Origin of the sequence: Pseudomonas sp. LjRoot71 (assembly GCF_964253255.1) — a bacterium.
Classification (GTDB): domain Bacteria; phylum Pseudomonadota; class Gammaproteobacteria; order Pseudomonadales; family Pseudomonadaceae; genus Aquipseudomonas.
Genome location: NZ_CAXURA020000001.1, coordinates 3,858,401 through 3,873,357 on the forward strand (window position 1 = coordinate 3,858,401; position 14,957 = coordinate 3,873,357).

The 14,957-nt window shown below is 61.2% G+C and carries 13 protein-coding genes; 12 read left to right on the forward strand and 1 reads right to left on the reverse strand.

All coding sequences use genetic code 11. The annotated features are described in order from the left end of the window. The first annotated feature begins 67 nt into the window (after nucleotides 1-67). The 11 genes from ACSQ17_RS18190 (at nucleotide 68) to murB (ending at nucleotide 10,267) form a co-directional block, all read left to right on the forward strand. A complete protein-coding gene (locus ACSQ17_RS18190; RefSeq protein ID WP_436069985.1) occupies nucleotides 68-1,318 on the forward strand; it encodes a lipoprotein-releasing ABC transporter permease subunit in 1,251 nt (416 codons plus the stop codon). A gap of 22 nt (nucleotides 1,319-1,340) precedes the next feature. Continuing rightward, on the forward strand, nucleotides 1,341-2,024 hold the full coding sequence (gene lolD / locus ACSQ17_RS18195; RefSeq protein ID WP_436070514.1) for a lipoprotein-releasing ABC transporter ATP-binding protein LolD: 684 nt from the start codon (nucleotides 1,341-1,343) through the stop codon (nucleotides 2,022-2,024). Continuing rightward, nucleotides 2,024-3,268: a lipoprotein-releasing ABC transporter permease subunit gene (locus ACSQ17_RS18200; RefSeq protein WP_436069986.1), complete on the forward strand. Its 1,245-nt coding sequence runs from the start codon at nucleotides 2,024-2,026 to the stop codon at nucleotides 3,266-3,268. Before lolD ends, ACSQ17_RS18200 begins: the two co-directional genes overlap by 1 nt. A 121-nt stretch (nucleotides 3,269-3,389) precedes the next feature. Further along, complete coding sequence (locus ACSQ17_RS18205) at nucleotides 3,390-5,615, forward strand: DNA internalization-related competence protein ComEC/Rec2 (protein ID WP_436069987.1); 2,226 nt, start codon at nucleotides 3,390-3,392, stop codon at nucleotides 5,613-5,615. 72 nt (nucleotides 5,616-5,687) lie between these two features. Continuing rightward, a complete protein-coding gene (locus ACSQ17_RS18210; RefSeq protein WP_436069988.1) occupies nucleotides 5,688-6,320 on the forward strand; it encodes a MotA/TolQ/ExbB proton channel family protein in 633 nt (210 codons plus the stop codon). After that, nucleotides 6,317-6,745 carry an ExbD/TolR family protein gene (locus ACSQ17_RS18215; protein ID WP_436069989.1) on the forward strand — a complete coding sequence of 143 codons (429 nt, stop codon included), beginning with the start codon at nucleotides 6,317-6,319 and terminating at the stop codon, nucleotides 6,743-6,745. Before ACSQ17_RS18210 ends, ACSQ17_RS18215 begins: the two co-directional genes overlap by 4 nt. A 13-nt stretch (nucleotides 6,746-6,758) precedes the next feature. After that, nucleotides 6,759-7,760, forward strand: a complete 1,002-nt coding sequence (gene lpxK / locus ACSQ17_RS18220) for a tetraacyldisaccharide 4'-kinase (protein ID WP_436069990.1) — start codon at nucleotides 6,759-6,761, stop codon at nucleotides 7,758-7,760. A gap of 61 nt (nucleotides 7,761-7,821) precedes the next feature. Then, a complete protein-coding gene (locus ACSQ17_RS18225) occupies nucleotides 7,822-8,007 on the forward strand; it encodes a Trm112 family protein (protein WP_436069991.1) in 186 nt (61 codons plus the stop codon). Beyond that, nucleotides 8,008-8,772, forward strand: coding sequence for a 3-deoxy-manno-octulosonate cytidylyltransferase (kdsB, locus tag ACSQ17_RS18230; RefSeq protein WP_436069992.1), 765 nt, complete (start codon nucleotides 8,008-8,010; stop codon nucleotides 8,770-8,772). Further along, complete coding sequence (locus ACSQ17_RS18235) at nucleotides 8,772-9,236, forward strand: low molecular weight protein-tyrosine-phosphatase (protein ID WP_436069993.1); 465 nt, start codon at nucleotides 8,772-8,774, stop codon at nucleotides 9,234-9,236. Before kdsB ends, ACSQ17_RS18235 begins: the two co-directional genes overlap by 1 nt. After that, nucleotides 9,233-10,267, forward strand: a complete 1,035-nt coding sequence (gene murB, locus ACSQ17_RS18240; protein ID WP_436069994.1) for a UDP-N-acetylmuramate dehydrogenase — start codon at nucleotides 9,233-9,235, stop codon at nucleotides 10,265-10,267. Before ACSQ17_RS18235 ends, murB begins: the two co-directional genes overlap by 4 nt. A gap of 105 nt (nucleotides 10,268-10,372) precedes the next feature. Here the strand turns inward: murB and rne are convergent, their stop codons facing one another. Next, nucleotides 10,373-13,417, reverse strand: coding sequence for a ribonuclease E (gene rne / locus ACSQ17_RS18245; protein ID WP_436069995.1), 3,045 nt, complete (start codon nucleotides 13,415-13,417; stop codon nucleotides 10,373-10,375). Nucleotides 13,418-13,997: 580 nt separating this feature from the next. Between rne and rluC the strand changes: the two genes are divergently transcribed. Next, nucleotides 13,998-14,951 carry a 23S rRNA pseudouridine(955/2504/2580) synthase RluC gene (gene rluC, locus ACSQ17_RS18250; protein WP_436069996.1) on the forward strand — a complete coding sequence of 318 codons (954 nt, stop codon included), beginning with the start codon at nucleotides 13,998-14,000 and terminating at the stop codon, nucleotides 14,949-14,951. Nucleotides 14,952-14,957: the final 6 nt, after the last annotated feature.

A 14,957-nucleotide genomic window follows, 5' to 3' on the forward strand; every position in this document is an offset into this window, starting at 1 on the left:
TCAGAGTGTAAGGCTGCTCGCCAGGCCCCCACAAGGACGTTTCTTTTTCCCTCGAATCAGCCCCGACATGTTCAGACCTCTGTTCGTATTTATCGGCACGCGCTACACGCGAGCCAAGCGTCGCAACCACTTCGTATCCTTTATCTCCCTGACCTCAATGATCGGGCTGGCACTTGGCGTGCTGGTGATGATCCTGGTGTTGTCGGTGATGAATGGTTTCGACCACGAGATGCGCACCCGTGTGCTCGGCATGGTGCCGCACGCCACGGTGGAAAGCGCCACGCCGATCAAGGATTGGCGCAGCCTGGCCGATCAGGCGCAGCGCAATCCGCAAGTGCTGGCGGTTGCGCCGTTTAGCCAGATGCAGGGCCTGCTGACCAATGATGGCAAGGTACAGAAGGTGCTGATCAATGCGGTCGATCCGCTGGAAGAAGCCAAGGTTTCGATCATCGGCAATTTCTTTAAGCAAGGTCGCCTGGAGGATCTGCAATCCGGCGAGTTCGGCATGGTGCTGGGCGACAAGGCCGCAGCCAAGCTCGGGGTTGGCCTGGGTGACAAGGTCACTTTCGTCGCCCCGGAAGTCACGGTGACGCCGGCCGGTATGTTTCCACGCCTCAAGCGTTTTACCGTGGTCGGGATCTTCCATGTCGGTGCGGGTGAGATCGACGGCCATCTGGCTCTGACCCATGTGCAGGATCTGGCGCGGCTGCAGCGCTGGCAGGCCGATCAGGTGCAGGGCATTCGCCTGAAATTCGCTGACCTGTTCGAGGCCCCGCGCACCGCCTGGGCGTTGGCGCAAACGTTGGGAGAGGGTGACTACTACGCCCGCGACTGGACCCGCACCCACGGCAACCTATACCAGGCGATCCGCATGGAAAAGGCGATGATCGGCCTGCTGCTGCTGCTGATCGTCGCGGTGGCCGCGTTCAACATCATTTCCACCCTGGTCATGGTGGTCACCGACAAGAAGGGTGATATCGCCATTCTGCGCACCCTGGGTGCGACGCCGCGGCAGATCATGGCGATCTTTATGGTGCAGGGTACGGTGATCGGCGTGTTCGGTACGGCGATTGGTGCCGTGCTGGGTTGCCTGGCGGCATTGAATATCAGCAGTGCGATTGCCGCGCTGGAAGGGCTGCTGGGGATCAAATTCCTCAATGCCGATGTGTATTTCATCGATTACCTGCCCTCGCAGCTGATGCTAGCAGACGTGCTGCTGGTCTGCGGCGCGGCGTTGATTCTGAGTTTCTTCGCCACCCTGTATCCGGCCTGGCGCGCAGCGCGTACCCAGCCCGCGGAGGCTCTGCGTTATGAATGATCAGGTTATGAGTGATTCGGTTATGCAAGATCGTGCAGTGTTGAGTTGTCGCAACCTCGGTAAAAGCTACGACGAGGGCCCGCAATCGGTGGTGGTGCTGCAGGACTTGCAGCTGGAGCTGCATCCCGGCGAACGCGTGGCGATTGTTGGCAGTTCCGGCTCAGGCAAGAGCACCTTGTTGAACATGCTCGGCGGCCTGGATACGCCGAGCACCGGCAGCGTCTGGCTGGCCGGCGAGGAATTGTCGGCGCTGAATGAAAAGCAGCGCGGTCTGCTGCGTAACCGCGCGCTGGGTTTCGTTTACCAGTTCCACCACCTGCTGCCGGAGTTCACCGCCCTGGAGAACGTGTGCATGCCGCTGCTGATTGGCCGCACACCGATCAATGAAGCGCGCCAGCGTGCCACCGCGCTGTTGGAGCGGGTTGGCCTTGGCCATCGCCTGGCGCACAAGCCGGCCGAATTGTCCGGTGGCGAGCGTCAGCGGGTGGCGATTGCCCGCGCGCTGGTCAATCAGCCGGGTCTGGTGCTGCTCGATGAGCCCACCGGCAACCTCGATCATCACACCGCGCAGGGTATTCAGGACTTGATGAAGGAGCTGAGCAGCTCGTCGCAGACCGCCTTTCTGGTGGTCACCCACGACATGGCGCTGGCGCAGCAGATGGACCGTATTCTGCGTCTGGAAGACGGCAAGCTGGTGGCTGCCTGATGTTTCGCCCGCTGAGTATCTTTATCGGTATCCGCTATACCGGGGCCAAGCGGCGCAACCACTTCATCTCGTTTATCTCGATGACCTCGATGATTGGTCTGGCCCTCGGTGTGCTGGCGATGATCGTGGTGCTGTCGGTGATGAATGGCTTCCAGAAGGAAATGAGCACGCGCATTCTCGGCATGGTGCCGCACGCCAGCATTGCCGGGGCCAAGCCGCTGGATGACTGGCAGCAGGTCGCGGCGGCTGCGAAGCGTAATCCGCAGGTGCTCGCAGCCGTACCGTTTGCCGAACTGGAAGGCATGCTGTCGATGCGTGGGGCGATGCAGCCGGTGCAGCTTCACGGCATCGACCCGGCGCTGGAACCGCAGGTATCGATCATTGACAAGCATATGCAGCAAGGTCGTCTGAGCGACCTGCGTGAAGGCGAGTTTGGTGTGGTGCTTGGTGAAATTACCGCACGGCGCTTCCAGCTGCGGGTGGGCGACAAGCTGGCGCTGATCGTGCCGGAACTGAGCAGCGTGCCGGGCGGTATCAGCCCGCGTATGCAGCGTCTTAACGTGGTGGGCATCTTCAAGGTTGGCGCCGAGCTGGACAGTTCGCTGGCGCTGATTCACGTCGCCGATGCTGCGCATATCCAGCGCATGCAGCCGGGCCAGGTGCAAAGCGTGCGCCTGAAGCTGAAAGACCTTTATCAGGCTCCGCAGGTGGCTGCGCAGATCGTCAGTGGGTTGGGCGATGGTTACAGCGCCAGTGACTGGACCCTGACCCAGGGCAGCCTGTTCAGCGCGATGAAAATGGAAAAGACCATGATCGGGCTGCTGCTGCTGCTGATCGTGGCGGTGGCTGCCTTCAATATCATCGCCACGCTGATCATGGTGGTAGCGGACAAGGGCGCAGATATCGCCATCCTGCGTACCTTGGGTGCGACGCCGGGGCAGATCATGGGCATCTTTATGGTGCAGGGCACGGTGATCGGCGCCATTGGCACGCTGATTGGTGCGGTACTGGGCATTCTTGCGGCGCTCAATGTCAGCCAGTTGGTGGGCTGGATCGAGCGCCTGAGCGGCCAGCAGGTGATGAGTTCGGACGTCTACTTCATCAGCAACCTGCCGTCGGAGCTGCTGTTGTCCGATGTGCTGCTGATCTGTGGCGCGGCCTTTACCCTGAGCTTCCTGGCCACGGTATACCCGTCCTGGCGTGCGGCCCGCATTCAGCCAGCGGATGCCTTGCGTTACGAATAGGCTACGCTGGCAGCAAGCCAAAGCCGTTACGTCTGTAACGGCTTTTTTGTTTCAGGGTTAGCCGCAGGCTGTATGGTTTTGCCTGTCGGCTGCCCTGGCACACGACTCATGGAGCGAGTCTATGCGCGTAGGACTTCTAGCGTTGCTGGCGGGGTTGCTGGCGTTGCGCTTTCTTCCACAGCTACCGCCGACTTGGTTGCTGACCCTGTTGCTGGTCGTCGGCCTGATGCTGCTGCCGTTTCGCAGTTATCCACTTGCCCTGTTTCTGTTCGGCTTTACCTGGGCCTGCGTAAGCGCGCAGGGCGCGCTGGATGATCGCCTGGCGCGGCAACTGGATGGGCGCACCCTGTGGCTGCAAGGGCAGGTGGTGGGTTTGCCCGAGGTCGCCGATGGCGTGGTGCGTTTTCAGTTGCACCAGCCCAGCTCGCGTCGCGCCGAGTTACCCGCGCGCCTGCGGCTGGCTTGGTATGGCGGCCCCGAGATCCGTGCCGGTGAAACCTGGCGGCTGGCGGTACGGCTCAAACGTCCGCATGGGTTGGTCAACCCGCAAGCCTTTGACTACGAAGCCTGGCTGCTTACGCAGCGTATCGGTGCCACGGGTACGGTGAAGAGTGGGGAGCGCTTATCGCCTGCCCGTGGCACCGACGCATGGCGTGATCAGCTGCGTCAGCATCTATTAGCCACACCGGCAGAAGGCCGTGAAGGCGCGTTGGCGGCACTGGTGCTGGGTGATGATTCGGGCCTGTCGAGCGCCGATTGGCAGGTGTTGCAGAACACCGGCACGGTGCATCTGATGGTTATTTCCGGCCAGCATATTGGTTTGCTGGCGACGCTGCTCTATGGCCTGGTAGCGGGGCTGGCGCGCCTGGGGTGGTGGCCGCGACGCTGGCCCTGGCTACCCTGCGCATGCGCTCTGGCGTTTGCTGGTGCACTGGCCTACGGCGTGCTGGCCGGGTTTGCTGTACCGGTGCAGCGCGCCTGTGTGATGGTCGGGTTGGTGCTGCTCTGGCGTTGGCGCTTTCGCCACCTGGGTGTGTGGTTACCGGTGTTGCTGGCCCTGTTGGCGGTACTTGTGTGGGAGCCTCTGGCCAGTCTGCAGGCGGGTTTCTGGTTGTCATTTGGCGCGGTGATGTTGCTGATCCTGATCTTCAGCGCACGCCTGGGAGCCTGGCCCTGGTGGCAGACGTTGTGGCGCGCGCAGTGGGCGATGGCCATCGGTCTGCTGCCATTGCTGCTGGCCCTTGGTCTGCCGGTGAGCGCCAGCGGCCCGTTGGCCAATCTGCTGGCTGTGCCTGTGGTTGGGCTGTTGGTGGTGCCGCTGGCATTGCTCGGCACCCTGTTGCTGGTTGTGCCTGCGGTTGGCACGACGCTGCTCTGGCTTTCCGGCTGGTTGCTGGACCTGTTGTTTACGGGACTTATTTATCTGGCCCAGTGGCTGCCTGCCTGGTTGCCCAGTGATCTGCCATTCTGGGCCTGGCTGCTGGTGGCGCTGGGCGCGCTGTTGTTACTGATGCCCGCAGCGCTACCGCTGCGCAGCTTGGGAGGGTTGCTGTTGTTGCCGCTGCTGTTCAGTCCGCAGCAACGACCTGCGGAGGGGATGGCCGATGTGTGGATGCTGGATGTCGGTCAAGGCTTGGCGGTGCTGGTTCGCACCCAGGGACACGAGCTGTTGTATGACGCCGGACCGCGCTTTGGCGAATTCGATACCGGTGAGCGGGTGGTGTTGCCATCCTTGCGAGCGCTGGATGTGCGCGGGCTTGATCTGCTGCTGATCAGCCATGCTGACAATGATCACGCCGGTGGTGCCGTGGCCATTCAGCGCGGCTTGCCGGTCAGCCAGGTGCTCAGTGGCGAGCCCGATAAACTGGCGGCTGTGCTGCAAGCCCAGGCCTGCGTCAGTGGGCAGCGCTGGCAGTGGGATGGGGTGCAGTTCAGTACCTGGCGCTGGGATGGTGCGAGCGATGGCAATCAAGCGTCCTGTGTACTGCGCATTGAGGCCAATGGCGAGCGCCTGTGGCTGACCGGTGACATCGATAGCCAGGCCGAACGAGCCCTGCTCAACAGTGGTCTGGTTATGCCGGCAGAGTGGTTGCTGGCACCGCACCATGGCAGTCGCAGTTCATCCTCGGCGGCGTTCCTGGCAAAGGTCGGTCCCACAGCTGCGTTGGTTTCCCGTGGTGCGCACAATGCTTTTGGCCATCCGCATGTCGAGGTTGTCGAACGTTACCGGGCGCTGGACGCGCAGCTGTATGACAGCGTTGTGCATGGTGCGGTGCGGATTCGTCTGGGCGCTTTCGAGCCGGCGCAGGGTTTGCGTGATCACGCACGTTTTTGGCGGGAAAAATGAGAACGGCGACGGTCGGCGAGGCCGCGACCCTATGCTAGAGTGGCGCCACTTTTGTGAAGGGGATCTGCCACCGTGTGGGAACTGGTCAAAGCTGGCGGCTGGATGATGCTGCCAATCATTCTGTGTTCTATCGCGGCTGCCGGCATTATTGCCGAGCGCCTGTGGACGTTGCGGCCGAGCCGTATCACCCCACCCAACCTGCTGGGGCAGGTGTGGAAGTGGATCAAAGAGAAAAAACTCAATAACCAGAAGCTCAAGGAGCTGCGCGCAGGCTCGCCGTTGGGGCAGATCCTCGCCGCCGGCCTGGCCAACTCCAAGCATGGTCGCGAGATCATGAAAGAGTGCATCCAGGAAGCGGCTGCGCGGGTCATCCATGACCTGGAACGCTACCTCAATGCCTTGGGCACCATTGCCGGTATCGCGCCACTTCTGGGGCTGCTCGGCACCGTGCTGGGCATGATCGAAATTTTCAGCTCGTTCATGGGCACCGGTATGGCCAATGCGTCCTCGCTGGCCGGTGGTATTTCCAAGGCGCTGATCACCACAGCGGCGGGCCTGATGGTGGCGATTCCGGCACTGTTTTTCCACCGTTACCTGCAGCGCCGTGTCGATGAGCTGGTGGTGGGCATGGAGCAGGAGGCGATTCGCCTGGTGGAAGTGGTGCAGGGTGACCGTGACGTCGATCTGGGTGAGGACAAGGCGTGAAGTTCCGGCGTAAACCGCGGGAAAACGTCGAGATCAACCTGGCCTCGTTGATCGACGTGGTGTTTATCCTGCTGCTGTTCTTCGTGGTTACCACCACCTTTACCCGCGAAACCCAGCTCAAGGTCGATCTGCCGGAGGCCGCCACTGGTACGCCGCCCGAGCAGACCGAACTTAAGCAGCTGGAAATCCTGATTGCCGCTGACGGCAGCTACTCGCTGAATGCCCAGCAGTTGCTGAAAAGCGATCTGGAAAGCCTGATGGCGGCGCTGCAGAAAGAATCGGAAGGCGATAACAGCCTGCCGCTGATCATCAGCGCCGATGCCAAGGCCCAGCATCAGGCGGTGATCACCGCCATGGATGCGGCCGGCAAGCTGGGTTTTGCCCATCTGCGCATGACCACCATCGAGGCGCAGGCCGCGCCTTGAGGCTTGTGCACTGATGAGCCTGGCGGAGCGCATCACTGCTGCCTGGTACACCGGGCATCCGGCATTGAGCCTGCTGCGCCCTCTGGAGTGGCTCTATCGTGCCGTGGTGCAGCGTAAACGCGCGCGGTTCCTGGCGGGTGAGGGCGCGATCTACCGTGCGCCGGTACCGGTGGTGGTGGTCGGCAATATCACCGTCGGTGGCACCGGCAAGACCCCGATGATTCTCTGGTTGATCGAGCACTGCCGCCGCCAAGGGCTGCGTGTCGGTGTGGTCAGTCGCGGCTATGGCGCGCAGCCGCCGCAGCTGCCCTGGCGTGTGCAGGCCGATCAGGCGGCCAGCGTGGCCGGCGATGAACCGCTGCTGATTGTGCAGCGCAGCGGCGTGCCGCTGATGATCGATCCTGATCGCGGTCGTGCTGTCGCTGCTTTATTGGCGAGCGAGCCGCTGGACCTGATCCTCAGTGACGATGGCCTGCAGCACTACCGCCTGGCCCGGGATTTGGAACTGGTGCTGATTGATGCCGCGCGCGGCCTGGGTAATCGCCATTGCCTGCCGGCCGGCCCTTTGCGTGAGCCCGTCGAGCGTCTGCACAGTGTGGATGCGCTGCTGTATAACGGCGCATCCAGCGATCCGCAGGATGGCTACGGCTTTACCCTGCGGCCACGCACCCTGGTCAATCTGCGCAGTGGCGAGCAGCGTCCGCTCAGTCATTTCCCGGCCGGTCAGGCCCTGCATGCGGTCGCTGGTATTGGCAATCCGCAGCGTTTCTTCAATACCCTCGAAGGGCTACACTGGCGGCCTGTCGCGCATGCCTTTGCCGACCACGCGCCTTATAGCGCCGAGCTGCTGAATTTCAGCCCGGCGCTGCCGGTGCTGATGACGGAAAAGGATGCGGTCAAGTGCCGTGCCTTTGCGGCTGACGATTGGTGGTACCTGGCGGTGGATGCCGAGCCTTCGGCCGCGTTTGTCGCCTGGTTTGATCAGCAATTGCAGCGCCTTGTGCCGCGCGCCTGACTGTTCTGCTTATTCGGCGGCCTTGTCCGCCCCGGTTGCTGCTTCCTATCAAGGACCTCCCATGGACCCGAAACTGCTCGATATTCTCGCCTGCCCACTGTGCAAGGGCCCGCTGAAGCTTGCCGCTGACAAGAGCGAGCTGATCTGCAAGGCCGACGCATTGGCTTTCCCGGTGCGCGATGGCATCCCGGTGATGCTGGAAAGCGAAGCCCGCACCCTCACCGTCGACGAGCGTCTGGACAAGTAAATGAGCACTGTCTTTACCGTTGTGATTCCGGCGCGCTTTGCCTCCAGCCGTCTGCCGGGCAAGCCGCTGCAGGATATTGCCGGCAAGCCGATGATTCAGCATGTCTGGGAGCAGGCATGCAAAAGCAGCGCACAGCAGGTGGTCGTCGCCACTGATGATGCGCGCATCGTTGAGGCGTGTCAGGGCTTTGGTGCGCAGGTGGTGTTGACCCGCGTTGACCATAACTCTGGCACCGACCGCCTGGCTGAAGTGGCCACGGCTCTGGGCCTGGCGGCTGACGCCATTGTGGTCAACGTGCAGGGTGACGAGCCGCTGATTCCGCCATCAATCATTGATCAGGTGGCGGCCAATTTGGCGGCCAACCCGCAGGCGGCCATCGCCACCCTGGCCGAGCCGATTGAGGATGTGCAGGCGCTATTCAACCCCAACGTGGTCAAGGTGGTCAGCGATAAAACCGGCCTGGCCCTGACTTTCAGCCGCGCGCCGCTGGCCTGGGCGCGTGATGCGTTCGCCAAGAGTCGTGACGAGCTGCCAGCAGGCGTGCCATATCGTCGCCACATCGGCATTTACGCCTACCGTGCGCAGTTTCTGCATGACTTCGTCGCCTGGGGCCCATGTTGGCTGGAAGACACCGAATGCCTGGAGCAGCTGCGTGCGCTCTGGCATGGCGTGCGTATCCATGTCGCCGATGCCCTGGAGGCGCCACCTGCGGGCGTCGACACGCCGGAAGACCTGGAGCGGGTTCGTCGCCTGCTGGGGGCCTGATGCGCGTTCTGTTCGTCTGTCTGGGCAATATCTGCCGCTCGCCCACCGCTGAAGGCGTGTTACGCCACAAGTTATGTGAAGCTGGTCTGGACGGGCGTATTGAGGTCGATTCGGCCGGCACCGGTGATTGGCATGTGGGCAAGGCAGCAGATCTGCGTACTCGCCAGTCGGCGCAGCAGCGCGGCTATGACCTCTCTGCGTTGCGCGGTCGGCAGGTCAAGGCGGCGGACTTTCACGCCTTTGACCTGATCCTGGCCATGGACAACAGCAACCTGCGCGATTTGCAGCAACTGCGCCCGGCTAATGCCGCAGCCGAGTTGGATCTGTTTCTGCGGCGCTATCAGCTGGAGCTGGATGAAGTGCCTGATCCCTACTACGGCGGAGCGGCCGGCTTCGAACAGGTGCTGGACCTGATCGAGCAGGCCTGTGATGACCTGGTGCGTGAACTCAAGGGGCGTCTATGAGCCTGCAGGTGCGTACTCAGGTCTCGCTGAAACCGTACAACAGCTTTGCCGTTGCAGCGCAGGCCAGCCATTTTGCCGAGGCCGAGAGCGACCAACAGGTGCGCGAGGCCCTGGCTTATGCCGAGGCCCAGCACCTGCCGCTACTGGTGCTGGGCGGTGGCAGCAACCTGCTGCTCACTGCCGATGTGCCGGCGCTGGTGCTGCGCATGGCCAGTCGTGGTATTCGCGTGTTGAGCGATGACGGCGAGCAGGTGTTGGTCGAAGCGGAGGCGGGCGAGCCCTGGCATCCGTTTGTTCAATGGACCCTGGCGCAAGGCTTTGCCGGTCTGGAAAACCTCAGCCTGATTCCCGGCACGGTGGGCGCGGCCCCAGTGCAGAACATCGGTGCGTATGGTGTTGAGCTCAAGGATCTGTTTGTGGGCTTGACCGCCTTGAATCGGCATACGGGTGAACTGCGTGAGTTTGCTCTGGATGAATGTGGCTTTGCTTATCGCGACAGCCTGTTCAAGCGTGAGAGCGGCCGCTGGCTGATTTTGCGTGTGCGCTTTGCCTTGAATCGTTCTGCTGCGCTGCATCTGGATTATGGCCCGGTGCGTCAGCGCCTGGCAGAGCAGGGCATCAGTACCCCAACCGCACTGGACGTCAGTCAGGCCATTTGTGCCATTCGCAGCGAAAAACTGCCGGACCCTGCGGTACTGGGCAACGCTGGGAGCTTCTTCAAGAATCCCGTGGTATCTGCTGAGCTGGCGCAACGTTTGCGTGCTGAGCATGCCGATCTGGTTGCTTATCCGCAGATGGTGAATGGACAGGCGGATGGGCAGGTCAAGCTGGCGGCTGGCTGGTTGATCGAGCGGGCGGGCTGGAAGGGCTTTCGGGATGGCGATGCCGGAGTGCACCGTTTGCAGGCGTTGGTACTGGTCAATTACGGCGCTGCTACTGGTGCGCAGTTGTTGGCGCTGGCTCGGCGGATTCAGGCGGACATAGCCCGGCGTTTTGCGGTTGAACTGGAAATAGAGCCGAACGTGTTATAGGGCGTATCAGCGGAAGTTAGCGAACAGCGTGTTGATCGCGCTGTAATAAAAGCTAGAACGAAAAAGGGGATGCCGAAGCATCCCCTTTTTTATTGCCTTTGCGGATCAGACTTGCGGTTTGACCGCTTCTTTATCCTGCTCGTCAGCTTCTACGTCAGTAAACAGCGAGCTTTGCGGCTCCTGGCTTACTTCTGCTTCAGCTTTTGGCTCGGCGGCTTCGATGCCGGCAGGGGCTTCGGCTGCAGTTTCAACTACGGCTTCGGCAACCACTTCTGCAGCGGGCTCTTCAGCGACCGGTACAGCCGCTTCAACTTGTATGGCGGCAGTTGGCGCTTCAGCTGCTTCACGCGCCAGGCGCTCGGCTTCACGCTGGCGACGACGCACTTCACGCGGGTCATTCGGTGCGCGACCTGTGCTGCTGGCGATAACGGCGGGTGCTGCTTCGACAGCTACCGCTTCGACCACAGGCTCAGCAGCTGCAACCACTGGTGGCGCTTCTACAACCGGAGCTTCAACGACAGCGGCAACAGGTGCTGGGGTTTCCAGTGCTGCTGGTGCGGTTTCGCTGGTTTCAGTCACGGCCGGTGCTTCGCTGTCTACAGGTGCTGGGCTGTCGGCAGTTTCTACAACGGCAGCTTCGGCAACAACGTGTGGCTCGGTAACAGCGGCTGGCTGCTCACTGGCCACTTCAACGGCCACTTCGGCTGTTGGCGCGGTTTGCTCTGCGCTGCTGACTGCTACAGCAGCTACAGCGGCAGTGGCGATGACATTGCTCTCGTCGCTTGCTGCTTCTGTGCCTTCGTCGCTGTTTTCGCTGCCTTCAATCGGGTTGCCGTTGGCATCGTTCTGACGCTCACGACGGTTGCTGCGGCGGCGCTGACCGCGGGAGCGACGACGTGGGCGTTCACCGCCTTCGCTGCCTTCCTGGGCTTCGTCTTGCTGTGCGTCTTCGCCGTTCAGCAGTTCTTCTTCACTCGCCGCTGCGGCTTGTTCAGTGCGCGGTTGGCGCTCTTCACGCGGTTGGCGCGGCTGGCGCGGTTCGCGTTGCGGGCGTTCGCCACGGGCTTCATCGCCAGCGACGTCACCGGAGACGGCGTCTAGCGGCTCGCGCAGTTCACGCGGTTGACGCTCTTCGCGAGGTTTGCGATCGCGTGGTTGACGCTCTTCACGCGGTGGGCGCGATTGACGCACTTCCTGCGGCTCACGCACTTCTACGGCATCACGTGGGCTGCGCTCTTCGCGCGGTGCGCGTTCCTCGCGTGGTGCACGCGGTTGACGCTCTTCACGAGGTGCGCGCTCTTCACGCGGGCCACGGTCTTCGCGAGGTTTGCGTTCTTCGTTGTTGCGGCCACCGCGGCTGCGGTTCTGCTGGCGACCATTACGGCGCTCGTCGCTGCGCTGCGGGCGTTCGCTGGTTTTCTTCTCGACAACGGCAGGTTTTTCTTCTTCCTTGCCGGCGAACAGGCTGACCAGCGACTTGACCAGGCCCTTGAACAGGCTTGGCTCGGTAGCGGCTACAGGTTGTGCAGCAACGGCTTCAGCCGGTGTCGGTGCCGTGCGTTGTGGGGCGGTCTTGATTGCAGCTTCCTGGCGAACCAGAGTGCGGGTGGCCGACGCCTGCTTTTCTTCTTCAACTTCAGTCACGGCCATTTCATAGCTGGACTGGCCGGATTGGGCTTCTGGGCTGTCGTCACGGATGCGCTGCACTTCGAAGTGCGGTGTTTCCAGGTGATCGTTTGGAATGATGACGATGCGAGCGCGGGTGCGCAGCTCGGTTTTGGTGATCGAGTTGCGTTTTTCGTTGAGCAGGAAGGCCGCAACCGGAATTGGCACTTGTGCGCGGACTTCGGCGGTGCGGTCTTTCAGGGCTTCTTCTTCGATCAAGCGCAGGATCGCCAGCGACAGCGATTCGACGTCACGGATGATGCCTTGACCGTTGCAGCGTGGGCAGACGATGCCGCTGGTTTCACCCAGGGACGGACGCAGGCGCTGACGCGACATTTCCAGCAGGCCGAAACGCGAGATGCGACCCACTTGCACGCGGGCGCGGTCGGCTTCCAAGCTTTCACGGACTTTTTCTTCCACGGCGCGTTGGTTCTTCGCCGGGGTCATGTCGATAAAGTCGATGACGATCAGGCCGCCGATATCACGCAGACGCAGCTGGCGGGCGATTTCTTCAGCCGCTTCCAGGTTGGTCTGCAGGGCAGTTTCTTCGATGTCGCTGCCTTTGGTGGCGCGCGCCGAGTTGATGTCGATGGACACCAGGGCTTCGGTCGGGTCGATCACGATGGAACCGCCGGACGGCAGCTTCACTTCGCGCTGGAAGGCGGTTTCGATCTGGCTTTCGATCTGGAAGCGGTTGAACAGCGGAACGCTGTCTTCATACAGCTTGATCTTGCTGGCGTACTGCGGCATCACCTGGTTGATAAAGCTCAGGGCTTCCTGCTGCGCCTCGATGCTGTCGACCAGCACTTCGCCGATGTCCTGGCGCAGGTAGTCGCGGATGGCGCGGATGATCACGTTGCTTTCCTGGTAGATCAGGAATGGCGCGGCGCGATCTTGCGAAGCTTCTTTGATGGCGGTCCAGAGTTGCAGCAGGTAGTCGAGGTCCCACTGCATTTCTTCGCTGGAGCGGCCAAGGCCTGCGGTGCGCACGATCAGGCCCATGTCGCTTGGCGCAACCAGACCATTCAGTGCTTCACGCAGTTCGTTGCGCTCTTCGCCTTCGATACGGCGCGAAATGCCGCCGGCACGCGGGTTGTTTGGCATCAGCACCAAGTAACGGCCGGCCAGGCTGATAAAGGTGGTGAGGGCAGCGCCCTTGTTGCCACGCTCTTCTTTCTCGACCTGAACGATGACTTCCTGGCCTTCCTTGAGCACGTCTTTGATATTGACGCGGCCTTCGGGAGCCTTGCTGAAGTATTCGCGGGAGATTTCTTTGAGCGGGAGGAAGCCGTGACGCTCAGAACCGAAGTCGACGAAAGCGGCTTCGAGGCTAGGCTCTACGCGGGTGATTTTGCCCTTGTAGATGTTGGATTTTTTCTGTTCACGGGCACCGGACTCGATGTCCAGGTCGTAGAGTTTTTGGCCATCTACTAGGGCGACACGCAGCTCTTCGGGCTGAGTTGCGTTAATCAGCATTCTTTTCATGTAGTACCGTCGGTTTCCGGTGCTGACGGAAGCGGCGTTCGGCACACACGACTCTCAGGGTCGGTGTCAGGTGCGTCAGGAACGGTCGTAAAGCGTTCCAGTGTCTAGCGGCGGTCAGCCAATTGTGCTGGGCCGCGACGGACGTCTCCTGCTCGCTGTGATAACAGAAAGCACTAAGTCAGGAGGAGGAATCAGCTGTTGGTAGCGGACGAGATGAGGCGTCTTGGTAAAGCGAGCTGCTACGCGGACCAACAGTTGTACATCTCCACCCTACACGTATCGCTGAAACTCGGGTGCCGCTCGCGAAAATCCGCAGCGGGTTAACTATTACCGCAACCGTCCAAAGGGGCAGGTTGCGCATCATGGCTTAAAGGCTTTATTTCCGAGTTATTCACAGCCTTGGAGGCTTTTCTTTCGTTGAATAACCCGTCGGACGGCCTCACGTCCCGAATGGGTTGCGTTGGTTGGGGATGGCAGTTTTGGCGATCATCCGCAAACCAGGCCGCTTTTGGCGGCGTTCCCGACTATAGCAGCAATGATTAAGTGCTTCAATTCCATAAAAAATTGTTATGATTGCGCGATGACAAATCCTTCCCCTCCAACCTCCGGCGTTCAGCTGCTCGAGGTTGCGCCGGAACTTGCCGGCCAACGCATTGATAACTTCCTCCGCACCCAGCTCAAAGGCGTGCCCAAGACCTTGATTTACCGGATTTTGCGCAAAGGCGAAGTGCGGGTGAACAAGGGTCGGATCAAGCCTGAGTACAAGCTGCAGGCCGGTGATATCGTGCGGGTGCCGCCGTTGCGTCTGGCTGAGCGTGATGAGCCTGAACCGTTGGCGCAAGGTCTGTTGCAGCGTCTTGAGGCGGCGATTGTCTATGAAGACAAGGCGTTGATCGTGCTGAACAAGCCGGCCGGTATCGCAGTGCACGGCGGCAGTGGGTTGAATTACGGGGTGATTGAAGCCTTCCGTCAGTTGCGTCCGGATGCCAAGGATCTGGAACTGGTGCATCGCCTTGACCGCGATACGTCGGGTCTGCTGATGATTGCCAAAAAGCGCAGCATGCTTCGCCACTTGCATGAAGCCTTGCGTGGCGATGGTGTGGACAAGCGCTATATGGCGCTGGTGCGTGGGCATTGGGCGACGGCCAAGAAGCAGGTCAATGCGCCATTGCTGAAAAGTAATCTGCGCTCCGGTGAACGTATGGTTGAGGTCAATCCTGAAGGCAAAGAGGCTTTGACCGTCTTCCGTGTCCTGCGCCGCTTTGGTGAATTCGCCACCTTGGTTGAGGCTAAACCGGTGACAGGGCGTACCCATCAGATCCGCGTGCACACGCAGTATGCCGGTCACTCGATTGCGGGTGACAGCAAGTACGGCGATGATGATTTCACCAAGGAAATTCGCGAGTTGGGCGGTAAGCGCCTGTTTCTACATGCCTATGAATTAATCGTGCCGTTACCCGAAGGTGGGCAGCTCAAGCTGGAGGCGCCGGTCGATGAGATGTGGGTGCGAACCCTGGAGCGTCTCGGTGCCTGATTTTCA